General features: G+C 58.6%; 22 protein-coding genes and 1 pseudogene. 12 read left to right on the forward strand and 11 right to left on the reverse strand.

Going from position 1 to position 24,176, the window contains the following annotated elements; all coding sequences use genetic code 11:
• The first annotated feature begins 395 nt into the window (after window positions 1-395).
• The 8 genes from BSG20_RS25010 to BSG20_RS25045 all read left to right on the forward strand — a co-directional run bounded on the left by BSG20_RS25010 (window position 396) and on the right by BSG20_RS25045 (window position 9,544).
• Entirely contained in the window at window positions 396-1,280 is an 885-nt protein-coding gene (locus tag BSG20_RS25010) for a peptidyl-prolyl cis-trans isomerase (RefSeq protein WP_072379568.1), read from the forward strand.
• Window positions 1,277-2,281 (forward strand): HupE/UreJ family protein, encoded by a 1,005-nt coding sequence (locus BSG20_RS25015; RefSeq protein WP_072379566.1) that lies wholly within the window; start codon window positions 1,277-1,279, stop codon window positions 2,279-2,281. Before BSG20_RS25010 ends, BSG20_RS25015 begins: the two co-directional genes overlap by 4 nt.
• A gap of 21 nt (window positions 2,282-2,302) precedes the next feature.
• The gene (locus BSG20_RS25020; protein WP_072379564.1) at window positions 2,303-3,421 is read left to right on the forward strand and encodes a hypothetical protein; all 1,119 of its coding nucleotides are present in this window, start codon (window positions 2,303-2,305) and stop codon (window positions 3,419-3,421) included.
• Window positions 3,422-3,541: 120 nt separating this feature from the next.
• A complete protein-coding gene (locus tag BSG20_RS25025) occupies window positions 3,542-5,428 on the forward strand; it encodes a DUF3604 domain-containing protein (RefSeq protein WP_208611006.1) in 1,887 nt (628 codons plus the stop codon).
• A gap of 425 nt (window positions 5,429-5,853) precedes the next feature.
• Entirely contained in the window at window positions 5,854-6,663 is an 810-nt protein-coding gene (locus BSG20_RS25030) for a DUF2092 domain-containing protein (RefSeq protein WP_083539984.1), read from the forward strand.
• A complete protein-coding gene (locus BSG20_RS25035; RefSeq protein WP_072379559.1) occupies window positions 6,660-6,872 on the forward strand; it encodes a hypothetical protein in 213 nt (70 codons plus the stop codon). The genes BSG20_RS25030 and BSG20_RS25035 overlap by 4 nt, the downstream gene beginning before the upstream one ends.
• A 66-nt stretch (window positions 6,873-6,938) precedes the next feature.
• Window positions 6,939-8,456, forward strand: a complete 1,518-nt coding sequence (gene gntH, locus BSG20_RS25040) for a guanitoxin biosynthesis MBL fold metallo-hydrolase GntH (protein ID WP_072379557.1) — start codon at window positions 6,939-6,941, stop codon at window positions 8,454-8,456.
• 5 nt (window positions 8,457-8,461) lie between these two features.
• The gene (locus tag BSG20_RS25045) at window positions 8,462-9,544 is read left to right on the forward strand and encodes a CobW family GTP-binding protein (RefSeq protein WP_083539989.1); all 1,083 of its coding nucleotides are present in this window, start codon (window positions 8,462-8,464) and stop codon (window positions 9,542-9,544) included.
• Between the two features lie 320 nt (window positions 9,545-9,864).
• Here the strand turns inward: BSG20_RS25045 and BSG20_RS25050 are convergent, their stop codons facing one another.
• The 5 genes from BSG20_RS25050 to BSG20_RS25075 form a co-directional block, all read right to left on the reverse strand.
• The gene (locus BSG20_RS25050; RefSeq protein WP_072379555.1) at window positions 9,865-10,119 is read right to left on the reverse strand and encodes a hypothetical protein; all 255 of its coding nucleotides are present in this window, start codon (window positions 10,117-10,119) and stop codon (window positions 9,865-9,867) included.
• Window positions 10,116-10,433, reverse strand: coding sequence for a hypothetical protein (locus tag BSG20_RS25055; RefSeq protein ID WP_072379553.1), 318 nt, complete (start codon window positions 10,431-10,433; stop codon window positions 10,116-10,118). Before BSG20_RS25055 ends, BSG20_RS25050 begins: the two co-directional genes overlap by 4 nt.
• Window position 10,434: 1 nt before the next feature.
• Window positions 10,435-10,638 carry a hypothetical protein gene (locus BSG20_RS25060; RefSeq protein WP_072379552.1) on the reverse strand — a complete coding sequence of 68 codons (204 nt, stop codon included), beginning with the start codon at window positions 10,636-10,638 and terminating at the stop codon, window positions 10,435-10,437.
• A complete protein-coding gene (locus BSG20_RS25065) occupies window positions 10,628-10,870 on the reverse strand; it encodes a hypothetical protein (protein WP_244541410.1) in 243 nt (80 codons plus the stop codon). The genes BSG20_RS25060 and BSG20_RS25065 overlap by 11 nt, the downstream gene beginning before the upstream one ends.
• Window positions 10,871-11,364: 494 nt before the next feature.
• Window positions 11,365-12,276, reverse strand: coding sequence for an acetamidase/formamidase family protein (locus BSG20_RS25075; RefSeq protein WP_072379546.1), 912 nt, complete (start codon window positions 12,274-12,276; stop codon window positions 11,365-11,367).
• Window positions 12,277-12,582: 306 nt separating this feature from the next.
• Between BSG20_RS25075 and BSG20_RS25080 the strand changes: the two are divergent.
• From BSG20_RS25080 to BSG20_RS25090, 3 genes and pseudogenes are all read left to right on the forward strand, one after another.
• A pseudogene (locus BSG20_RS25080) lies at window positions 12,583-13,442 on the forward strand (Re/Si-specific NAD(P)(+) transhydrogenase subunit alpha); the annotation flags it as partial.
• Between the two features lie 764 nt (window positions 13,443-14,206).
• Window positions 14,207-14,620: a hypothetical protein gene (locus tag BSG20_RS25085; RefSeq protein ID WP_244541409.1), complete on the forward strand. Its 414-nt coding sequence runs from the start codon at window positions 14,207-14,209 to the stop codon at window positions 14,618-14,620.
• Window positions 14,621-15,148: 528 nt separating this feature from the next.
• Window positions 15,149-15,517 carry a hypothetical protein gene (locus BSG20_RS25090; protein WP_072379542.1) on the forward strand — a complete coding sequence of 123 codons (369 nt, stop codon included), beginning with the start codon at window positions 15,149-15,151 and terminating at the stop codon, window positions 15,515-15,517.
• Between the two features lie 1,044 nt (window positions 15,518-16,561).
• Here the strand turns inward: BSG20_RS25090 and BSG20_RS25095 are convergent.
• Genes BSG20_RS25095 through BSG20_RS25115 form a run of 5 tightly spaced genes read right to left on the reverse strand, consistent with a single transcriptional unit; the run spans window position 16,562 to window position 22,267 of the window.
• Window positions 16,562-17,710 carry a response regulator gene (locus BSG20_RS25095; RefSeq protein WP_072379540.1) on the reverse strand — a complete coding sequence of 383 codons (1,149 nt, stop codon included), beginning with the start codon at window positions 17,708-17,710 and terminating at the stop codon, window positions 16,562-16,564.
• Between the two features lie 13 nt (window positions 17,711-17,723).
• Complete coding sequence (locus BSG20_RS25100; RefSeq protein ID WP_072379538.1) at window positions 17,724-18,089, reverse strand: response regulator; 366 nt, start codon at window positions 18,087-18,089, stop codon at window positions 17,724-17,726.
• Complete coding sequence (locus BSG20_RS25105) at window positions 18,086-20,713, reverse strand: ATP-binding protein (protein ID WP_143147526.1); 2,628 nt, start codon at window positions 20,711-20,713, stop codon at window positions 18,086-18,088. Before BSG20_RS25105 ends, BSG20_RS25100 begins: the two co-directional genes overlap by 4 nt.
• The gene (locus BSG20_RS25110) at window positions 20,679-21,236 is read right to left on the reverse strand and encodes an SCO family protein (RefSeq protein WP_167371600.1); all 558 of its coding nucleotides are present in this window, start codon (window positions 21,234-21,236) and stop codon (window positions 20,679-20,681) included. The genes BSG20_RS25105 and BSG20_RS25110 overlap by 35 nt, the downstream gene beginning before the upstream one ends.
• Before the next feature lie 23 nt (window positions 21,237-21,259).
• Complete coding sequence (locus tag BSG20_RS25115) at window positions 21,260-22,267, reverse strand: ABC transporter substrate-binding protein (protein WP_072379533.1); 1,008 nt, start codon at window positions 22,265-22,267, stop codon at window positions 21,260-21,262.
• Between the two features lie 523 nt (window positions 22,268-22,790).
• Here BSG20_RS25115 and BSG20_RS25120 point away from each other — a divergent pair.
• Window positions 22,791-23,810, forward strand: a complete 1,020-nt coding sequence (locus tag BSG20_RS25120; protein WP_072379531.1) for an ABC transporter substrate-binding protein — start codon at window positions 22,791-22,793, stop codon at window positions 23,808-23,810.
• A 118-nt stretch (window positions 23,811-23,928) separates the two neighbouring features.
• On the opposite strand, the gene BSG20_RS25125 is transcribed toward BSG20_RS25120, so the two are convergent.
• A partial coding sequence (locus BSG20_RS25125) for a transposase domain-containing protein (protein ID WP_143147528.1) occupies window positions 23,929-24,176 on the reverse strand: 248 nt, incomplete at its 5' end.

Raw genomic sequence — 24,176 nt, forward strand, 5'->3', positions numbered from 1 at the left:
GGCGACCAGCCCTCTGGAAATATTCTTATGACTTTCAGAGATATACGAAACTGTTCCAAAGAACATCTGATGGTATGTGGCCGAATTTCGAATTATATTCGGAGAACCTTCTCGGGGTGCAGGCAACGCTTTGGCCTCTGGCTCGCGCCTAGATCATTCGCAGGAGGCTCTCTTTGGACGCGGAAGGGGTTGCCCTCAACCTGGAGCCGAAGTGAATAATCCCATTCGCCCATTACTGAAGCCGCTTGGTTCGGTTCATCCGCAAGTTGCTTAGTTCGCCGTTGTCGTCTTGCCAAACACGGCAAGCAGTATCAGTATTTCAGCGTGTTGGAATATTCGAGAACCCCGCCTTCGACAATGTCTTGTGAGCACTCCTGCATCTGAAGGGATATCCTGTGAACCTCCTTAGGGAACCGCTGCTCCACTTCGTCCTTGGAGGCGCGCTCTTGTTTGCCGGATACGCGGGGCTGGAGCGCGAACAGACCGACGCCAGCGGCCTCGAACCGGTCCGGATCGGTGAAGGCGAGGTACGCTGGTTGAAGGAGACCTGGGCCAACCAATGGCTCCGCGCACCTAGTACTCAAGAGCTGCAAGGGCTTGTCGCCGATCTCGTGTCCGAGGAGCTGCTCGCCCGCGAGGCGCGGGAAATGGGTCTCGACAGGAACGACACGATCGTGCGTCGCCGTCTGGCACAGAAGCTGAAGTTCCTAGTCGAGGATACCTCGGGTCTCATCGAGCCAAAAGAAGCGGAGCTTCGGCAATTCTATGAGACCAACGCCGCCCGCTTCCAGAGCGGGGCGCGGGTGTCTTTCACGCAAATCTTCTTCAACCCGGCGCTGCGCAAGGACGCCTTCTCGGATGCGAAGGCGGCGCTCGCGGAGCTACAGGCGGCCGGCGATACCGACCTTGCGGCGACGGTTGGCGACAGACTGTTGTTTGACGCCGAAATCCGCGACGCCGACGAGCAGGCCGTATCCAGCATGTTCGGGCCGGAATTTGCGCGCGCGGTTTTCGCCCTTAGGCCCGGCCGATGGAGCGAGCCGGTCAAATCCGGATACGGCCTGCATCTTGTCTCGATTGCTGACACCAGCGCGGCGGAGCACCCCCTTTTTGAGGAGGTTCGCGACGAGGTCCTGCAGGAATGGCGACGTGAGAAAGAGAAAGACGTGAATCGGGACTACCTTGTTCGACTTCGCGAGAAATATGGGGTCGTGCTCGACGCTAGCGCGAAGGAATTGCTCGGCGCGGACCGTGTCGCTGACGCGGCAAAAGCACCATGAGGCGGATCTGGAACTCCAGCGCGGTGCTACTGTTGACATTCAGCATTGGCCTTATGTCCCTGGTCGCTGCCGCCGCCCATGAAGTGCGTCCTGCATACCTCGAACTCCGCGAAGAGATGCCCAACGAGTTCAGCGTTCTACTCAAGACGCCCATGCGTGGCGACGCACGGCCGGCACTTGCTGCGGTATTCTCGGGCAAGGTTGAGAACATCACGCCGACCGTCTCGCGCCCGACGGGCGACGCCATGGTTCAGACCTGGCGTATGCGGACGATCGAGCCGCTCACCGGCCAAAAGGTTTTGATCGACGGGCTGCGGAGCACCATGACAGACGCGCTCGTGCGGGTCGAGTTTGCCGATGGCGGCGCATGGGTCGCGCGGCTAACGCCCGGCGCGCCGGAAGCCACCATTCCCGTGGCACCAACCCGCGGGATGGTGGCCGCCGCTTATCTCAAACTCGGGATTGAGCACATCCTGCTGGGATTCGATCATCTGCTGTTCGTGCTTTCCCTTCTCATCATCACGAAAGGGAGCTGGCGGCTTGTAAAGACCGTCACTGCCTTTACGGTCGCCCATAGCATCACGCTGGCGCTGGCGACGCTCGGCTTTGTTCACGTACCGTCGCCACCGGTGGAGGCCGTGATCGCATTGTCGATCGCGTTCGTCGCGGTCGAGATCGTCCACGTTCGACAGGGGCGCAGAAGCCTTTCTGCCCGAGCACCTTGGCTGGTGGCTTTCGCCTTCGGGCTTCTCCATGGCTTCGGCTTTGCCGGTTCCCTGAGTGCGATCGGATTGCCGGCGGGACGGATTCCACTGGCCCTGCTGTTTTTCAACGTCGGGGTGGAGATCGGTCAGCTTCTTTTCGTCGGGGCAGTGCTTGCACTTGTCGCCATCATCCGATCGGCCAAGCGGCCTTTGCCCACCTGGCTCGAACTCGTGCCGCCATACGCCATCGGCACGATCGCTATGTTCTGGGTCATCGAAAGGGTTGCGGCGTTTTAAGATCGCCAGGGAGGATGGCACATGGACATCTCATTCGCGTCCATCGCAGCTCGCGGACCAACGAGCGCCGTCCTGGCTTGGCTGATGCCTATGATTGCTGCTGCGTTTCTCGTCGTCGCGACGCCCGCTCACGCCTGCGTGCTCTGCTTGCCCTATCCTCAAATGACGAATGCCGATCAGGTCATTGGAAGTGATACGGCGGTTTTCGCCCGCGAGAATCCGGCGAAGCCTTTCTCCTACGTGGTGCTGGAAACATTCAAGGGACGTTACGACGGCAGCGCGATCCCTCTGTTCCTCGACTCGACGACTGCCCGCACTCTCCGGCTGAATCCGACTGTTCAGGTCGTTCTCGTTCAGAACCGTCCCGGCGGGATCTGGAAGGCCCTGGGTTTGGCGGCAGGCGAGTATCAAGGTGTCATGCGCCAGGTCGCCGATTGGCATGCGGGCTCGAAGACGCCAGCCGAGCGCACGATCTTCTTCGCCCCTTACCTTCGCCACGAAGATCGCAGTCTCGCGGAGCTGGCTTTTCTCGAGGTCGGGCGCGCGCCCTACGCAACGCTGCGCGATCTCAAAACAAATGTGGGGCGAGATAACATTTATCGAACCGTCAACGACATCTTTCATGTCGAATGGCATGGGCTCTACATCCTCATGCTCGGCATGTCGGACCGACCGGACGACATCGCCTTCGTTCGCGGAAAACTGAAGACCGCGGCGAAGTATGGGCTAACAACCAACCTCGCTGCTTATGCCACTGCGCTCATCGAGATGACGGGCGCGGACGGGGTGACGCAGCTTGCTGAAGAATATTTCGTCGAGCCGGGCCGAAGCAACGGCGAGTTGCTCGAAATTGTGAAGGCGCTGTCGGTACAGGGAACGGGCGGGGCAGCCGAATTGCGCGGCTCGATCGTCAACGCATATGGCGGTTTGCTGGCCGTTCATCCCGAGCTTGCCGGGTATGTCGCAAATGACCTGCTCGCCTGGAAGGTAGCTCGTTTCGTGCCCCGGCTGCGTGAAATTCTGAATGCCGGCGGCGGCCTCGACGAAGCTTCGCATTTTGCACTCGCCGTATACCTTTCAAGCGCCGATGAAGGCGGGAGCTTCCAGGGCGGGCTCACTTCGTCCGGTGGTCTCCGATGAGCAGTTTCCAGGAACAATTGGCTTGGCATGCACCAACCGAACAACATGGAGGAAACAATGAAAACCTATCGCCTTTTGCTGCTTGCTTCGGCCGCCACACTTGTCGGAGCCCTGACAGATATGTCCCCCGCTGCAGCACAGGATACCATGCTGGATTCCGGCTCCATGGACAAGGAGTCCGCCGACAAGGTCTTTCCCGCCAAGCGGCCCTACTCGCCGTGGGCAGGACGAAATTTCCCGACGCGGCCGCTCTTCGGCGATACGCACCTGCACACGTCCTTCTCTATGGACGCGGGCGCCTTTGGCGCGCGGCTGGGACCAAGGGACGCCTATCGCTTCGCCAAGGGCGAGGAGGTCACATCGTCCACTGGCCAGCCCGCAAAGCTGTCGCGACCGCTCGACTTCCTCGTCGTTAGCGATCATTCCGACAATATGGGCTTCTTCCCCGACCTGTTTGCCGGAAAGCCTGAGCTTCTTGCCGATCCGCTGGGACGCAAATGGTACGACATGATGCAGGCCGGCCAGGGTGGGGCGGCGGCCATCGATATCATTACTGCCTTCGGTGCTGGCAAATTCAAAGGACCGATCCTCTACTCGCCTGATTCCGCGGCATATCGGGGGGCTTGGCAGGAAACCGTCAAGGCGGCGGAGGAGGCAAATGAGCCCGGCCGGTTCACCGCCTTCATCGGCTACGAATGGACCTCTGGTACAGGCGGCAACAATCTCCACCGCAACGTCATTTTCCGCGACAATGGCGACAAGGCGAGTCAGGTCGTTCCTTACACTACTCTGCCGCCTGGAAGCGCCAATCCACGCGATTTGTGGAAGTGGATGGCCGCCTATGAGGACAAGACCGGCGGCAGCGTGCTTGCAATTGCGCACAACGGCAATCTGTCGAACGGCCGCATGTTCCCGATGATTGAGCCGGGGACAAATTCTCCGATCGACCGCGAGTACGCGGAAACCCGCAACAAGTGGGAGCGACTCTATGAGGCGACTCAGATCAAGGGCGATGGCGAGACACATCCCTTCCTATCGCCGAACGACGAGTTTGCGAATTTCGAGCGTTGGGACAAAGGCAATCTCGACCTCACAGTCGGCAAGACGTCGGACATGCTCGAGTACGAATATGCTCGCTCGGCCCTAAAGAACGGCCTCAAGCTCGAGCAAAAACTGGGCGTCAATCCCTACAAGTTTGGAATGGTGGGATCCACTGACTCGCATACCGGCCTGGCGGCGGTCGAGGAGGACAATTTCTTCGGCAAGACCTCAAGCAGCGAGCCGGGGCCGGACCGCGCAACGCATCCGTTCGCCAAACAAGGCGATCGCATCATCATGGGGTGGGAGACGACGGCCTCAGGCTACGCGGGCGTGTGGGCGACCGAAAACACGCGCGAGGCGATCTTCGATGCGATGCAGCGTCGCGAAACCTATGCGACGACCGGACCGCGGATGCTGGTCCGCTTCTTCGGCGGCTTTGATTACGAGGAAAGTGATGCCAATACTCGCAGCCCCGCGATTTCGGGCTATGCCAAGGGCGTGCCGATGGGTGGCGACATTGGACCAGCTCCAGCCGGAAAAACTCCGACTTTTTTGGTCGCCGCGCTGAAGGATCCAATCGGGGCTAATCTCGACCGATACCAGATCGTCAAGGGATGGCTCGATGCCGCGGGCGCAGTTCATGAGCAGGTCTATGACGTCGCCTGGTCGGGCGATCGCAAGCCGGGCACTGATGGCAAGATACCACCGGTCGGCAACACGGTCGACGTCGCTAACGCCACATGGACCAATACCATCGGCGCGCCGGAGCTCATCGCCGTCTGGACCGATCCCGATTTCGATCCTGCACAACGGGCGTTCTACTATGGCCGCGTGCTCGAGATTCCGACGCCACGATGGACCGCCTACGACGCGAAGTATTTCGGCGTCACGCCACCGCCGGAGGCTACAATGGAGATGCAGGAGCGCGCCTATACGTCGCCGATTTGGTATTCCCCTGCGCCTTAGGTCGGCGGCTCGCGGTGCGATGCTCCACTCGGCTTGACTGTTGGATGCTTCACGCTGTGAGCAGACATTCCGCGCAAACGATGCCGAGGAGTGTCGGCAACAGGCCCTATGGACGGAGCTGCATTTGCGCAGTACGTTATAGTAGAATACGCTTATATGACAGGTGTTTCGGCCAATGGGGAGCAAGTAAAGCCGCCGCCAAATTTGTGGCGGGTTCGATCAGCCCGCCTGCACACCTGGGTCACCTCTCTCTGCTCGAGATATGCGCGCTGAACTGGTGCCTGTGATTGCCAGTGATGGGTTAAGCGACATGTGGTCGAGGAAAGCCTCTCGGAGTCCGAGCCATGTCTGCTTCAGCCACGGATGCATTTTCGACGCCTGCACAAATTGAATCCGATACCTGACGTTCAAAGGAGGCTACCTCGATGAGGACGAAAGCGCAAACGGCTATGCAACTCACAGCCATGCTTACATCCGCGCTGCTGGCACTGACCATCGTGTCAGGAACGCCTTCGGACGCAGCGGCTGGCGAAACCGATGCCAAGGCTTTGGTCAAAGCCATGTCAGACTATATGGCCAATCAAAAGTCGGTCTCGTTCGCCTACGACACCAGTCTCGAGGTTGTCACCAAGGAACATCAGAAACTGCTGCTGGCAAGTTCAGGCACGATGAATATGGCTCGGCCCGACAAAATCCGCGCCACCCGGTTCGGCGGCTTTGCCAATGTCGAGATCACCTTCGACGGAAAGACGCTGACGCTGTTTAGCAAGGACAGCAATCTCTACGCTCAGTTCGAAGTGCCCGGTTCGATTGACAATCTCATCGAGGAGTTAAGAACCAAGCATCACCTACCCGTACCGGGCGCTGATCTACTCCAGTCAAACGTCTACGACGAGTTGATGCGCGACGTTGTCGAGGTGAAGGATCTCGGCAGTGGCGTGATTGGCGGCACGGAATGCGATCATCTCGCGTTTCGGGCCAAGGAAGTCGACTGGCAGATATGGATCGCACAAGGCGAGCACCCTCATCCCTGCAGATATGTCATTACTTCCACACAAGTGGACCAAGGACCGCAGTACAGCGTCCAGATCAGCGACTGGAAGAGCGGCACGGAACCAAACGCGCAGGATTTCAGCTTCAAGGCCCCGACGGACGCCAAGAAGGTCGACGACCCGAAGCAACTTATCGATATCGATGAGCTTCCAGCTAACTTTGTCGTAGGAGACACCAAATGAACGTGTCGACGAAACTCAAAATCGCCCTGCTGACCGGGATCGTCGCGTTGGTCGGATTGGAACTGGGATCCGGGCTTTCAATTCCCGGCGTGCAAAGTTTCGTGACGACCAGCGAGGCGAGGGTTGGACGACCACTTACCCCGGTCAGCGTCGCCGGGGTGGCACGGCGCACGGTGCGGCGCTGCGCGGTCGGTGTGTACTACTGCTAGGGTTTTTGCCTCAAGGCTGAGGTTTTGGAACGTCCCGGAGGCTTCCATCGGTGAGGTAACCGCGCCATGAAACCGGAATCAACAAAAGAAAAGATCATAAATGATGAAGCTGGCGCTGGTCAGCGGCCGATAAGCCGCCGCGAGGCGCTCAAGGCAGCAGGACTGGCCGGAGCCGCGGCTCTGTCAACGGCGACCGTGTCCTCGGCGCAAACGGCTGAGGAGACACCAGCCGCAGCCCAGGCGAAAAACCCTTATGGCGGGGTGCCGAGCGGCGGGATCACGCTTCCAGCCTACTACCGGCCCACGCCGAGCCTAGTGAGCAACAACGTTTACTATCCGGGCCAGGAACAGCTCGGACCCGACGAGATGCGGATTTCCTTCATCGGCAGTACGCCGATCCCGGTCACCCGTGCACAGGCCGGCACCTGCATCATGGTGGAGCTCGGAAACGGGAAGCGGTTCTTCTTCGATTTTGGCTCCGGCTGCGTGCGCAACATCATCGCGATGGCCGTGCCGTTGTCGGTGGTCAACGACATCTTCTTCACCCACCTTCACGTGGATCACTACGCGGACCTGCCGTATCTATTCGCCTTCGCCCCGTGGATGGGGCGCTGGAAGCCGCTGCGCGTGCACGGTCCATCTGGCCGCACGCCCGCGGACGGCATCAAGACGATGATCGAGGGGATGAAGATGATGACACGTTGGCATACCGACTCCTTCAACGCTTGTCCGATCGGCGACGGCTACGAGGTCGAGGTCAACGAGTTCGATTTCCGGGACGATAACGGTGTCTGCTACGACATGGACGGCGTGACCATCCGCCACTGGCGGCGCTCGCACACCAAGGACGGCGCCTCGGCCTACAGGCTCGACTGGAATGGGTTAGCGTTCGTCTGGACCGGCGACGGTCGACCGGACGAACGCTCTTTGGAATTGGCGAAGGGGGTGGACGTGTTCGTCACCGAGGTGCAGCCGGACACGGCCAACCTCCAGGCGATGAAAATGGGCATGCCGTCCGTCATCATGAGCACGACAATCGACCAGGCTCACAGCCCCCACTACGCGGTGGGCTATATGTTCGACAAGATCCAGCCGCGCCTCGCGATGGTCACCCATACGACGTACGACGAGGAGTTGATCCCGGAGATCACGGCCGGGATCCGCGTTCACTACAGCGGATTGTTCCAGTTCGGCGCGCCAGACGTCGTGGTCGTCAATGTCACCAAGGACGCAATTTGGACGCGCAAGGCTGCAATCCCGGATGCCGGCAGCATGGCACGCCCAAGCCCCGCAGAGGCGGTCGAACTGTTCGGCCTGACGCCGACAAATCTGAAGGTCACGTTTCCAAACCCCCGAAATCCGCTTGCTGACCAATTGGAGGCGGAAATACTCAACGGGGACATCGACCCGAAGAAATATTACCCACCGGACGTGTATCGCGAACCGAACAAGGATTACCCGAGGGACTACACGACCGATGTCCGCGAAATGGCCCTCGTGAAGGCAAAGCAGGCCCAGACCAGGCTCTCGGAAAAGGCTGCGCAAATCCAGGCCGTCATCGACGCTATCGAAGGGGGTAAGTAGTGGCGATGGATCGCGACATCACGTTCCCGCCAGGTGATTCCGAAACCGGGTCGTTCTTGGCGCGCACCCAGCAATCTGCCGCGCAAGCGGTGCCGTTGACCGTCCTCACCGGGTTTCTCGGAGCAGGCAAGACGACTTTGCTGAACCGCATTCTTAACGGCGGTCACGGCCTTCGGGTCGCGGTGCTGGTGAACGATTTCGGTTCGATCAACATCGACGCCGAGCTGGTTGTCGGCATTGAAAGCGACGGAGATGTCATCAATCTCGCCAACGGCTGTGTCTGCTGCAACATCCGCGACGACCTGGTCGCTGCGGTGACGCAAGTGATGGCTCGTCCTGAAAAGCCGGGATACATCCTGCTCGAGGCCAGCGGCGTTGCCGACCCGTCTGGAATCGCGCTCACTTTCATGAACGAAGATATGCGCGACCGCATCAGGCTGGACAGCATCATGTGCGTCATGGACGCGGAGCAGATATTCGCCGCACCGGAGATGATGGAACTGAAGCTCCGCCAGGTGGCATTCGCAGACATGCTCATCCTCAACAAAGTCGATCTCGTCACTCCGGAGGAGATCGAGCGGATCAAGGCGTGGCTCGACGACCGGTTCCACCGCTACCGGCTCGTCCATACATCCCGCGGGAACGTGCCTCTGGAAATCTTGCTGTCGGTGGGTCGGTTCGACCCCTCCCGGTTCGATGACACATCTTCCCATGACCAGAGTCCTCACGACTGCAATGGACGTGATTGTGAGCACGGCGCTCATGGCCATCGGCATGACCACTCGCAAGCCTTCACAACATGGAGCTACGAAACGGACGCACCACTTTCCCTGGAAGCCCTGCGGGAAGCGACACGCAAGCTGCCGGCCAGCATCTACCGGTGCAAAGGCGTGGTACACACGGCCGAAGAACCACGCCGACCATTCATTCTTCAGGTTGTCGGCAAGCGCGTTGATATCGCGGTTGGTGATGAATGGAATGGCAAAGAGCCACTGACCCGGATAGTCGTCATCGGAGCACACGATGGCGTGGATGGAGGGTACCTCCGCGCGGTTTTTGACAGTTGCCGTCGTAGTTCCGTTTCATAGCAAAGCAAATATGTCCGGGGGCGGATCGATCCTGTCGAAGCCAGCTCGGTTATTGATCAGGACGTGTGCGGACACCCCGGTAAATGCAACTCACGTCATTCGGGTCTTTATTGTACGCCGAGCGGATCCGTAAAGTATTGTCTGTCGCACGCCACTCAATCGACGATCGCTTGGGTTGTGTCGGCTAAAGGCGTCGGACCCGCTGTTTTTTACGCCGAGCGGGGCACTAACGGAGAGCTTGGTTATCGAACGGTAAATGATCCCGACGTTCACCCGCCAAACGCGGGAGACCCGTGACAGCGGGGGCGCGAAGCTTGCGTTCAGACAGCCCGGTGGGACGTCGAAGGGAATGCGCTCACTTCAAGCTGAGAGACTGCCCGTTCAACCGCGTCGACGCAATGATCGCGCGGAAGCGGCGGTCTCGGTGAATGAAAAAGCGCGAACGCGAAGTAATTAGCATCAGTGAAACGGATGACGAGACCGTGGCGCTGATTATGGGCGCTGAATGCGGTAAAGCGTCGGAGTGAATTTTCCGAATAGGGTTCCGGGTCTGCCGGGTGATCGGCTTCGGTCATAGAACTTCCTTGAGAACCCAACCGCCCTTCGGTCGCTTCCAACCTCGTTTGGCTACTCTCATATCCGCCTCGGCCATCGCCTTTCGTTTCGCTTCCAGAAGCCCGTCAGCCCAGACGGTTATGCGGAAACGGCCGACGGCGAAGATGTATCGGTCGGTGTCCGCCCTGCGACCCGATGCAAAGCCGGCGCGGAATATCTTCTTGGCCACGCTGATGTCGACCCGGTTCTCGAAGTTCGGCCCTTGAGCAATCCACCATTTCCGGAAGGCAGTCTCGAAACTCGGCTTTGCTGACCGGCTAGTCCTGTCGAGCACGTCAAGCCTCTCGTTCGAACTTCGGCGTCCAACCGCTGGTCATCCCTCGGCTCATCGCGGCCTCCGCCAGGGCCAGCTGCATACGCAGGTGTTTGATATCGCCGAGTAGCGTGGGGATCGTCGCCTTGGCATCTTCGTTATGGAAGGCGAGGGCGGCTTCGATTTCGAAATCCACATCCACTTGCTTCACCGACTTAGTGGACATAACCAGCTTCCCTGACTAGCGCATGGAAGGCCCGCATGGCGTCGTTGATGTCTCCAGTACATTGGAACCACCGCGGTGAGCGCATTACAACCGAGGAGCCGACGGCATTGTAGTAGCCGCAGGCGCGACGGGTGGGTGGGTCAAACGAGATATCGAAATAGCCGAGCGGGCCACCGGAAGCCATGTCCCAGACGTCAGCCGAATAGAGTCCCCAGTCTTGATAATTTGGCATCAAGATTATGATCGCCATCAGAAGGGGGTGTATTTCGGCCAACGTAGCCCTCCTGGGCGACGTCCAACACGTCCCCGTCATTTCCTTAGCGCGCGGTTGTCCGGCCGGCATGTGTGGCATAGCCGTCGTCCTCTTCGTATGTTTTGGATGTTCTTATTATGTTCTCTTTTGTCGCGGAGTCAACATTGAGATAGAACGAGGCAATCGCGCGATTCCGCATATCCACCGGCGGACCTTCATCAAAGGTACGCGAACCATTTTATCCCCGCCAAGCCCATGAAGCTTTGCTTCGGAGAGGATAGGATAGTCATTGATGGAAAGCGGCCGCGGCTTCGGTCATCTCAAAAGTCAAAAACGCCGCACTGTGAAGCTTGAGAGCGAAAAGGTATCCGGCCCGGCTTCGCGGTTGTACGGCGATGATCCGGCGAGCCACGCCTATGTAAACTCGAAGGATCGTAACTCTGTGAGCTTCGCTCGTCACAACCGAAAGTAATTCAGCGAACTGGCAGCCACCTCTTAGCGACCCGGCATGCTACTGTATACGCAGGATCAAATACGTTTCCGATGTCATATCGAACGACCTGACCAAGAAGTTGGCTAGCGGCAACCTTGGTCAGATTGTAGTCCGTTGACAGCAAATGAAGCATCTCCGTCGTGGCGTGTTGAAGAGCCTGATCCAGCGGCCGCGCGTTGCCAACTGTTATGATGTCATCGGCGGTCTCCGCACGCGGCCAAGAAATGCGTTTTCTCTTTTCCACCGACAAGCGCACGGTGACCTCGAACGTCGTCTCCACGCCTGTCCCAACAATTTCACCGTCGCCCTGCACGGCGTGGCAGTCACCAAGGAAGAATAACGCTCCCGGGGCGAAGACCGGGAACCATATCGTCGACCGTGGGCCAAACAGGCGATAGTCCATGTTGCCACCATATTCTCCGCTTGTGGCAGTTGAGATTGCTTGGCCGAGGCTTGGAGCAACACCGAAGCATCCTATCATCGGGTCTAAGGGCAAAATCAAATTTTGAAGGCCTGCTAGAGGTTCTGACAAGCGGACGGTCCTCTGCTCACGGTCAATCGTCCAGAAGGTCTTTTCCGATCTGGGTAGATCGCGTGCCACCTCCGGCTCGATCACATTCGCGGCGAGCACACTTCGCGTGAAGCCGGAGTCCCGTGTCGGATTCATCGCCAACAGCTCGACCTTTAGCACGTCACCTGGTTCCGCGCCTTCGACATAGATTGGACCGTTCATCGGATTGGGGCCGGACGCGCGCTGAACCCCTTCTTCGTCGTATCCGGCAGCATCGATTGTCCGAGTGATAACGGTGTCGCCATCGGCAATCCGAACGGCGGCCGGCATGGTTCCGATCACGTTATGGTAGGAGGTTGGCGTAAAGCGATGGGTTGCCATTGTCGATCCGCTGTTTGCCCGGCTCGTCGGGTCTTGTACAGATTCTATCTATGTCCAATCAAAGTCGACCAGCGGAACTCCTTGGTCAACATTCAGCATTATCGATCTCCTGGCTCCGTTTTCGGTCCGGGTGGCGTTCCTGCTCAGCTCGTCTGGGAACACGAGGATACTCAACCGGCCGGACCCGCTCGGCGTTGTCTGGTTCTCGAGGCTACTTTTTGAGCGACCCAGCCCTTACGGCCGTTCACATTCTTCGACGTTATCAGTGTCGGAGGGATGAGGGTCTTCACTGGAGTAAACCTATACGAGCCGCTGTTCGCGGGAAAGACCGTCATCTCGTTCTTCTACCCCGGCCAGAACGAAGCGCTTCTCGATCGGGTGGCAACCTCTGGCGCGAATGTGATCGCCATGGACATGGTGCCGCGCATCTCTCGCGCGCAGAAGATGGATGCACTGTCGTCCATGGCCAATATTGCCGGCTACCGAGCGGTTATCGAAGCGGGCAACAACTTCGGCCGTTTCTTCACCGGCCAGGTTACCGCCGCGGGGTTCCGCCCGCCCGTGTTTTGGTCATCGGAGCCGGGGTGGCCGGACTTGCAGCAATTGGAACCGCGACCTCCCTCGGTGCCATCACATACGCCTTCGACGTCCGTCCGGAGGTCGCCGAGCAGATCGAGTCGATGGGTGCCGAGTTCGTTTACCTGGATTTCGCTGATCAGCAGGATGGCGCTTCGACGGGTGGCTATGCAGCGCCGTCATCACCGGAGTTTCGTCAGAAGCAGCTGGAGAAGTTCCGCGAGTTCGCGCCCGGTATCGACATCGTCATCGCTACGGCGCTGATCCCCGGCCGCGATGCCCCCAAGCTCTGGCTTGCCGACATGGTGAGATTGATGAAGCCGGGATCGGTGATCGTCGATCTGGCGGCAGAACGGGGCGGAAACTGCGAACTCACGGTGGCGGACCAGCGCGTGGTGTCCGACAACGGTGTTGTTGTGATCGGATATACCGATTTTCCCAGCCGCATGGCCAACCAGGCCTCCACGCTCTACGCGACCAATGTCCGGCACATGATCGCCGACCTGACACCAGGCAAGAATGGAGTGCTCGTCCACAACATGGAGGACGACGTCATCAGGGGGGCTACCGTTTCCTTCAGGGGCGACGTTTGCACGAGTTTGACTATCTGGAGTGAGATGCTCCTATTTGGAGGGCTGGTGGGTTTCGCATCCCAAAGCGTACACTAACCGGAGAACTCCGCGTCGTTCCGGAATTGTGTATTGCGGGATTTGGTTGAGAGACACGCGGACGCATGGTCGCGGAGCCGAGATTATGCCGTAGCGATCGAACTTCTTCATCCGCCCCAGGCTTCCGTCGTATCCTCGGCGAGAGGGTGGGGCAATATTAGCCGGTTCTGTAATTGGAGCTAGTTGGACAAAGGTCCCAACAATGGACGCCGGCCGCCGATCGGAGCGGGTTTCATCGATAGCTGCTCTCAGTAGCCGGGTCGCTCAACCCCGTGCTTGCTGAGGATGTCGGCGATCTGATCGGCCTGATCACGCGTAAGATTATCCAAGGGGAGTCCGTTCAAGTCGAACGGCGGTTCGGTGCTGGCCAAGCCCAATCGCCTCTCGGTCCCGGCGCACCAGCCCGGCGGAGCGATCGAGCACAAATGGAACAAATGCATCTCGCGGCTGAGCCATGTTGCGAAAAATACCAACAACAGGTGGACACAGCAACAGAGAGCGCAACGTCCGCATTGGGTGCCAGTTTTTGCGTTCTTGTCGATCTGGTGGCACGAGGCGTCCACCTCACCTTACTCGCGGCTCTCACTCGCTGCGATATCGAGATTTCGTCGCCTCCATCAAATTGATGGTGGTGCCCCGCGTTGTGACGTCGCCCTCTGGAGTGGTAGTTTAGCTAACCGGAATGTTTGGGTGAGGACCTTGCCATGAGAAAGTTTCTATCAAGCTTTGGTGCAATGACGTTCTTACTATCAGGCATAAACGCATATGCCGTGGACCTTCCAGCAGGTGCCAAAAAGGTCACGATGGAAGAGTTCAAAGCCTTTGCTGACGGCAAGCACGTGAAGGTCGAGATTTTCGATCTGGAGAAGCCCGTGACCGCCGATCTGGTATGGAGTTGGAAGAAGGGCACTATCACGGGCAAGGCCAACGTCGACGGCAAAATGATGGACGTGAAGACCAAGCTCACCTTCAAGGATGGCAAAGCTTGCTCGAACGGAAAAGGCGAGAAGCCAAGTTGCCACTCCATATATATCGACGGGAACAAGTTTTATGAAGTTCGCGATGACATGAAGGTGCATGCTGTCTCGACGATCGGGTAAATCTGCCGGATGAGGTTCGGCGCAGTCGCACTCGCTGCCCGTCGTGGGGGGCGACGACCGCTGTGGGCCGATGTGGTTGAAAAACTCCGGAGATGTGAGGCGGCTCAAGTTTGGCGAGAGATCAAGCTATCACCTGCAAAAACAGCGAAGGCGAACTGAGCAAGCCTCAGGAAAGCTGGATACCACGGCCCCTCTCTGCGACGAGACGGAACTCCTTAGCACCTGGGGTAACGATGGCTTCAATGGACAAGGTGGATTTGACGTGTCGGTGGCGATCAACGGAAGTGGTGTCTTATCGGGTAGGTACCAGCCATCGAGCGATGCGCAGTTCGTAACGCGCCCGGCCACTCATTCCTTCAGTGTAATTGCAGCGTTTCGTGAATGCTCTATCGTCAAGCGTCGAAGTTGAACCGCCCCGGCTGATCGCAAACTCGAGCAATAATCAGCGTGGTGTTCACTCTTGTCGTTGGTTTAGGATCATGGACGCACGTGGCGAGACTGAGACGTAAGACTGTCCTGGATGATTGGATGCGGAGTGCGATACTGCGCAGTCTGACACTTGTAGGACCATCAAAGCCCGTCGGATATTTGCCAATCAATACGATCAAACGGTTTCTCGATACGACTCCGAAAGCTCTCGCTGCTGCGGCCGCGAGGCGCGGGCTTGCCTCGGCGCATTTCACGACACGGAACACTGGTATCCAAAGCGGAGCACTCTACGTCTACGATTGTGACGCGCTGGAAAGGCTCCTCGACGAGCAGGCTGAGGCAGTTGCAGCGGCCGGCCTTCCGCTGAACGCAGATATGTTTGTGGCACACATCGCTGCCGTGTTCTACGACACGGGTCATCCGGCGCACCGGATTATCGCAGCCGCGTTCGGCGAGTGTGCCCCTTGAGTCAGGTTGAAGCAGACATCGGCAATCGTGCGATCACAGCCACTCATGATGCTTTTGAGATTGGTGGCGTTTCGGATGGACCGTTGCGGCACCTCGAAAATGCGTCCCTGCGACACCGGACACTCCGGCGTCTTGAAGAGGCCTTGGCACGGAAATCGCATCTAGCGTGCTTTCTCGTCCCGTCAGGTCCAGCGGGCTACATGGCCTCGCCATCAGATTGGCTGCCGCTGGCATCATGTTTTGTGTGGTTGGGTTGATCTTTGTGTTTCTGATTTGCCTATGCCTGATGCCCTTTGGAGCTAGGCGACCTTCCTAGCGGCGGCCAAGCCTACGCCAGCCGACGAGGGTACATTTCATTCTGCCTTCGGGTGCAAATCGATGCTCAGATTTTGAAAGCGCATCAAATTCTTGAAAGCCAGACCGATCGTGAAACGCTACGGCTTGGCGGCTTCCTGAATTTCGTAATAAGCGAGCCCCGTTTGGTGACAGGTACACGCTGGCCGTCGTCTCTGCATTAGAACCGGAGACGGCGCTCAGGCGACGATAACTCTTGAGCCATCCTCGGGATAGCATCAGCACTCCTGGAATCTTATGGCGCTTGCTTCACAAAGCCGCTTTTTTGCGCTTCGAAGCGAAGGGACAATCCTATCGGCACAACTTGCTCCGAGCACCGGTCACCAGCGACGAATCAAAGGAGCGCTTTCATCAGTTACCTATGTCTTCGGTATGGACATTGGGGAAATCTCGCGTTTGGCATCAGCGTAAAATCAGATTGATTGTTTTTGCTGGATATTTCGGAGTGGCCGGCGACCGTCCTGTGAAGCCAGCTTGGCATCGACGTGAAACCTCGCGGGTCAGCTTGGCATGAATGCGAAATCAGTAAAACGTCATCGTTCGACTGATTCTTTACCTCTGAATGGTGTCCGCGGCTTTCTAGATCGCGGAACCAGCAATACAGCACGCTGTCCGAAATTGTTGAGCCAGCGGGCAACATGGTTATCTATTTCGGCGATAGTCGGGTTCCGGAATATTTCCCTGCACGGTTCACCGTGACGATCCAAGCCACCGAACAATTGCGTAGGCAGGCATTGGCCGGTGAAGTCCTTTCAGGTGTAAATCGCCGACAGGAACAGCCTCGATCAACGATTCCACGGCTGCAAAAACGCGTTGACTGACGAGTATCTGACGGGACTTGGCTTCCTCGCACAATCGAGCCGCGTGATTCGTGACGGTGCCGATGACAGCATAGTCCGAGCGCTGGTCGAAGCCGATCCGACCGATGGTCGCATGACCTCGCGCAATGCCGATGCCGAAGCCAAGCACATAGTCCCGTTTGCGCCACCGCTCTGAATGCTCATCGATGGCATCACGCATCGCTGTGGCCATCGAGACTGCCCGCTCAGTGTGGTCAGCACAGGGCAGCGGATCGTTGAAGAAAACAACGACGCCGTCGCCGACAAAGCGCTCCAAAGTTCCCTCGTGCCGGACGATTTGGTTGCCAAGACATGCATGATACTCTCGAAGGACAGTCATAACCTCTTCCGGCTCTGCGGTCTCGGAGAAGGCCGTGAAGCCGCGCAGATCGCAGAAAACGACCGTCACTTCGCGGCGGTGACTTTGGAGAAGCGCGTCGCCATTCTCGGCCGCAACAATGAGATCGGCGACCTGAGCGGGCAAAAACCGCCTGAGCCGAGCCATCCGCTCGATCGCGGTGACCTGCTCCGCCACTTTCTGTTCGAGGGATCGATTCCATACTGCTAACCGTGCAGCCTGGTCCTGAAGGCTCCGCGTTTGCTCTTCGACAGTGTCGTGAAGGGTCTTCTGCCGTAGCATTGAACGGACGCGCGCCAGCAGCGCCCGATGCTCGAACGGCTTGGTCAGATAGTCATCAGCTCCCGCGTCCAGTCCCTCGACGACATCACGCGTGTCGGCTTTTGCCGTTACGAGGATGATAGGAATCGATCGAAGCGAAACGTCCTGCTTGAGCAGGCGCACGAGGCTGATACCGTCGAGCTTCGGCATCATGACGTCGAGAAGGATGAGATCAGGCTTAAGGTCGTGTACCTTGGCGAGGCCCTCTTCACCGTCTGCGGCGGTGGCCACTTCGTAGCCACACGCCTTGAGGCGCATCTGCAGGATTTCGAGATTTTCCGGCGTGTCGTCGACGGCGAGAATGAGGGGTGGATCGTGCATTGTGTGGCTTCCCTCAGGACAGGAATTCCCGGATCTTTGCCAGAAGCTGGCGCGGGCTGAACGGCTTGGTGACGTATCCGTCACATCCCGCAGCCAGGGCTTTCGCCTCATCACCCGACAATGCGTAGGAGGTGACGGCAATGATCGGTATGTGCCGGAGTGCCGGATTGGACTTGATGTGGCGAGTCGCTTCGTACCCGTCCATTACGGGCAGTTGGATGTCCATAAGGATCAAGTCCGGCTTCTGCGCCGCCGCCGCCGTCACGCCGGCGACACCATCCGCGGCCTCGATCAATTCGTATTCAGTGGTAGCGATGAGGTCTCGCACGATCTGTCTGTTGTCTTCGGTGTCTTCCACCATCAGAATCCTTTTGCTCATGCCGCTTCAGAGCGCTCCTCTGCATCGATTGGTATCGTCATGCGGAATGTCGCACCGGCACCGGGCGCTGACTCCACGGTGATTGTTCCGCCGTGCATTTCGACAAAGCGTTTCGAGATTGCCAGACCGAGACCCGTTCCGCCCTTTTGCCTGGTGCTGCTGTTGTCAACCTGCTGGAATTCCTCAAAGATGAGAGTTTGGTCTTCTGGCGCGATACCTGGCCCAGTGTCCCGCACGGCGATCTCGAAGTGGCCATCGGTTGCCCCGGCCAGAATGTCGACGGAGCCCGCTTCGGTGAACTTGATAGCATTGCCGGCAATATTCAGCAGGACCTGGGTCAGACGGCGCTCGTCACCGCGGCCCGTGGGAAGATTCTCTGCGACTGACGTGGTGAACGCGAGGCCTTTCTCCCGCGCTAGCGGTTCGACAGCGGCGGCCACGGTTCGTACGATCTGCCCAAGGGAATAGTCGTCCAGCGCCAGTGTTAACTGCCCGGCCTCGATCTTCGAAAGATCGAGCACGTCGTTGATGAGGCCTAATAGGTGCCGGCCGTTGGCCTGCACCCGCGCCACTGTCGCCCTTGCCCTGTCCGGAAGCTCACCGTAAATGCCGTCAACCAGCAGCTCCGTGAAGCCCAGAACCGAATTAAGCGGTGTCCTCAGTTCGTGGCTCATGTTCGCGAGGAACTGAGACTTATGGCGGCTCGCCGCCTCTAGCTCTCGACCTTTATCCTCTATCTCGCGGAACAGCTTGGCGTTCTGAATGGCTAGGACCGACTGTGCGGCAAAGGTTTCCATCAGGTGGACAACCTTTTCGTCGAATTCTCCGGGTTCACGGCGCCTGACGACGAGAGCGCCAACAATCTTGTCCGGCCTGAGCAATGGCACAATCAGCACGCCGCGATATCCGGCTTCGCGGATGATTTTCTGAGTGGGGGTTTCTTCGCCGAGTTCGGGAACCTGCACAGGCTCGCGGCGCCGTGCTGCGTCACCGATCCCCGGATCCTTCAACCCAATGGTCTGCCCAGAGATGGCGGCAACCAGCTCCTCGCTCATCCCATAAGTTGCACGCGGGCGGAATTGTTGCCTGCTGCTACTGAACACATAGATGGTGCCCGCATCCGTGTCGGATAGGTGCACGGCTTTCGCTACGATTGTCTGCAGCACCGTGTCGAGATCAAGCGTCGAATTGACCGCCTTGGTGACTTCTCCGAGCGCCTCCAACTCGGCGACAGAACGTGCGAGTTCGGCTGTGCGCGCTTGGACCTCCTGGAACAGACGCACGTTCTCAATCGCGATCACCGCTTGGTCGGCGAAGGTGGTGAGCAGTTCAATCTGCTTGCGGTTGAAGGGCCGAACCTCGACCCGGCGGATCGTCAGAGTTCCGATGGCTTCTTCTTCCCGCAGGAGCGGGGCGGCGAGGGTGGTCCGATGGCCAAGCCGCATCGCCATTTCTCGGCCCGCAGGGAAATCATCGCCCCTGGCGGTGAGGTCGTCTACATGCACGGTCTGCCCGTCGACAAAGGCGCGACCGGACACCCAGTCGCGACTGATCGGCCAGTTGGCGAAGTCGATCGGGATTGAACCATAATGCGCTCTCCATGCCAGTGACTCACCGTCTTTAAGAAGTATGGCCGCGTCGTAGGCGTCGCAGAGCTTTGCCGCGCTCTCGGCAACGGCATTCAGGACGGGCTGAATGTCCGTCGGGGAGGCAGCGATGGTGCGCAGGATTCCGCTAGTTGCCATCTGCTGCTCAAGCGATTCAGTCAGCTCTCGGTTGCGGCTTTCAATTTCCTGGTACAGGTGCCCGAGCTGGGCAGAGGTCTGGTTGACATTGTCGGCGAGCACTCCAAGCTCGTCCCGATTGCCGATCGCGACCTGCTGGGCAAAGTCGCCGGCGGCTATCTGACGCAGACGCGTTTCGATCTTCTTGACCGGCTCTATCAACGACCAGGAGATGACGTAGCCGAGACCCAGTGCCAACAGAATACTGCCCAGAATAAAGGAGACCACGACCAGCCGCGAGGTTTTGTAGGCTCCTTCCGTCGCATCGATGGATGTCACCATGTCGGCCTCGGCCATATTGACGAGCTGGTTCGTCAGCCGTTCGAGCCGATCGGCCGACGGCATGATCTGGTCGACTTGAACTTTGCGCGCTTCGTCTGTGCGGCCGGTGCGAATGAGCTCCGCGACACGCGTTACGCCAGCCGTAAACCGGTCATACTCCACCCGGACCTCGCCGAGCAGTTCCACTTCACTTTCGGTGACGAACGCCATGCGGTCGAGGTCGTATCCGAACTGGCTGAGCTGGCGCAGCGCTGCATCCAGCATCCTTTTGTCTTGCAGCAAAAGTGCGGTCGCGATGCTGTAGAGTTGGTTCGTTGTGTCGTGCTGGACTTGGCGATAGGCTGCAATCCTGCGCTGCAACTTGATTAGCTCGGTCGTCTGGTCGTTGACCCCGCTCAACACGCGCAATTCGACTCCCCCGAGCACGATCAGCATTCCGACGATCGACAGGAATGCGACCAAAAGCTTTGTTTGGACGCGCGCCGGCAACTGCGCCACGCAGCCGACGAGCCAACTCGCGACGTTACCGGGATTCATCCACGAGGTTGAGAAGATCACTTCGGAACTCCTCCGGATCAAAGCTGGCGCCCATATACTGCACGCGCAAGCTGCCGTTGCGGTCCACGAGAGACGTCAGCAGAGTATGGTCGACGTCGCCGTTCGCTGTCTTCATCGCAATGATGCCATACTTCCGACCGATCTCATGGACCGTTGCCGGATCGCCGGTAAGAAACACCCAGCCCTTCACATCGGCATCGAAATTCTTTGCGTACTGCTTCAGCACTTCGGGCGTATCCCGCTCCGGGTCTACGGTGATCGAAACGAAATTGATCTGTGACCCGAACACCGGGCCCAGGGCATCCTTTACACGCGCCATGTTGTCGGTCAGCATCGGGCAGATATCGGTACAGGAAGCAAAGATGAACGCAATGGCGACCACTTTCCCGCGAAATTCGCGGAGTGAGACAGGTACCCCCCTCTGTGATGTCAGCGTAAAGTCTGCCGCCGCTCCGATAGTCGGCAAGCGCTGATCGTGCGATGCATGATGCGCCTGCCCTGGTCCGGCTAGCAAAATCAACATCACAATCTGCGCCGGCCACCTGCTCATGTCTTCAGCTCGCGTTTCACCTCGCTGAGGAAGCGCCAATCGGTACCGTTGGCGATGATTTCGTGCGGGCTCGACTTGATCATGCCGGACTCATGCAGCCGCAAGGCGTAAAACCGAATCGTGTCCTCGGGATCGTAATCGCGCCATTTTCCGTAAGGCACCTCGCTCATCGTCTGCAGGGCATAATCATAGTTGGCGGCGAACCCGCCATCGACGATCTGTCGCGCGATGCGCCATGGCTCGGCGACGCATAGGTCTGCCGCCTTGAGAATGGCGCGCAACACGCGCTTGGTGGCCACAGGGTTGTTCCGAACGAAGTCCGCATTGCCCGCCAGCATGCAGCAGAAGTACTGCGACCAGGGACGATCGGTGGCACTATTTACGACTACGTGGCCGATGTTGCGGGCGTGCAGTTCCTGGGGCTCGGGTGGAAAGCCGAGGAACGCATCGACTTTTCCTTTGACGAAAAGCTCCATTGGTCTGACGGCTGGATTGGTCACCCAGCGGATGTCCTTTTGTGGGTCGAGCCCGACGTATGCAGCCATGCTGGTCAAAAACACGTGCGGCGTTGATCCCAGGCCCTGTACGCCTACAGTTTTGCCCTTCAGATCTCTCATACTCCGAATGCTTTCGTTTCCGAACAGTTCGAAGCACCCAGGATGCACGCCCGCCAGCACCATGATTGGGTCACCTGCATCGATCGCAACGGCAAGGGGCGCAGCGAAATTCAAACTGAAATCCACCTCACCGCGCGCGATCGTCTCAGACGTGCCGTAGCCTGGTTCTCCCGCGACATAGCGGACATCAGAGAATCCCTCCAAACGCAGCAGATCCTCGGCAACGTACTGTGGCGCAATGCAGATGCCGCTGATCTTTCCGAGGCGGATGGTGGTCGTTTCTGGCAGTGGCTCGGCCCAAACCCGTGTCGCGGGGCCCAGAACGCCAGCGACGCCAACTGCCGCTGCACTGGCCAGGAAAGAGCGGCGGTTCTGGATGATGTGCATCGGAGCGCTCCCTCTTTAATAAGACGGAAAATGCCCGTCAGAATCGCGGGGAAGACTATTTCACAAGAAACACGCGCTTATGAACGGCCCAATAGAAAGGCAGAACACCTTGCCTCAAGCAAAAGGTCTTTAACGCTTGATTTTGTGGTCCCGCAACGATCAAAAAATATACGCCTTGTCTGCAACGCTAGCGAGGGAAAACTTTGCCTCTTCTGTGGGGATGTCGCGGTAAACTCGCTTTTACAAAGCGAGGCATCGCCCTTGCTTCCGATCCCGCGGCGAATTCCGCTGCGAGTGGCGTCACGACCGGTTGTGTAGGTCGGCGACAGCGAAGCCGGTAGCGGCTCGAGCGCTCGCACCCACCGCTCAGGAGTGTCTGCAAACTGAGATAGCGCGCGCCATTCCGGGGCGCCATGTGCTATCATTCGCCATCCGGTCAAACGGTATGAGCAACTCGTTCATGCGAGGTCGGAAGTGTCCACAGGCACGTTCTTGTCACATTGGACTTGGAAGGGAGGGACCCATGCATACCCTTTGCCCTGGACAGTTCAGCCGACGGAAGTTCTTGAGTGGGATAACCCTGGCGGGTACCGCGGGGTTTCTGGGCTGGCACCCCAGGCAAGCCGCTGCTGAGCCACCGCCTGAGACGACACGGATCCGGCTCGTCAGGATTCCCAGCATCTGTCAGGCTCCCCAGTATGTAGCCGAAGAACTGCTGCGCAGCGAAGGGTTTACCGAGGTTCAGTACCTCCAAAAACTGGGGACCGCGGACATCGCGCCGGCCCTCGCCTCCGGTGAAGTCGACCTCAATGGACATTTCGCCGCCCCGCTGCTTCTCAGCCTGGAGGCGGGGGATCCCATAGTTATACTGGCAGGGCTACACATCGGTTGTTTTGAGCTGTTCGGGACCGATCGCGTCCAAACGATCCGCGACCTAAAGGGCAAGACCGTAGCAGTGCCGACGCTAGATTCCAGCCGATTCGTCTTTCTCGCCACAATGATGGCTTATGTGGGCCTGGATATCCGACGGGACATACACTTGGTCACGCTTCCGGGATCCGATTCCATCCGGCTCCTAAGGGAGGGGAAGATTGATGCTTACCTGGGCTTCCCCCCGGAACCGCAGGAGATGCGGGAGCAGCAGATCGGCCATGTGGTGATAAGCAGCACCGTGGACCGGCCGTGGTCGCAATACTTCTGCTGCATGCTGGCTGGGAACCGGGAGTTCGTCCGAACAAATCCCGTGGCTACCAAACGGGCCCTCCGCGCCATCTTGAGAGCGGCGGATTTCTGCGCCAGCGAGCCCGAGCACTCCGCACAGCTCATGGTGGACCGAGGATATACACGGCGCTATGACCATGCCCTCCAGGTCATGAAGGCGCTCCCCTTTCAGTGGCGTGAGTATAGCGCCGAGGACACGCTGCGCTTTTACGCCCTGCGCCTCCACGAAGTCGGGATGCTAAAGAGCACTCCTCACGAGCTCCTTGCCCATGGCACCGACTGGCGCTTCTTAAACGAACTGAAGAAGGAGTTGAAGGGATAGCAGAAACTCCACGTTAGTGTCGGGCACTGCATCGGGGCAGGCTTTAAGTAAGCGCGATTTTCGATGCGCATTGACGGCTGCTGCACCGAACGCGCCTCGGTAGCGAGATCCGGCTCCGTTAGGCGGTGGATGTTTTCGAGAAGTTGATCGGTAGCAGGTCGCCGATGTCGGCGGCGTCGTCTCGCTGCGGCAACTCAGTAAGCACGTGCCGCAGCCAGATCAGAGGGTCTACGCTACAGGCGCGGCATGTCAGCATCAAACTATAGATCACTGCGCTGGCCTTGGCTCCGTCAGCAGTGTCGCTGAACAGCCACGATTTTCTTCCGGTCGCAAAAACCCTAATGTCGCGTTCGAGAATGTTGTTAT

The organism is Rhizobium tibeticum, assembly GCF_900110205.1.
Classification (GTDB): domain Bacteria; phylum Pseudomonadota; class Alphaproteobacteria; order Rhizobiales; family Rhizobiaceae; genus Rhizobium; species Rhizobium tibeticum.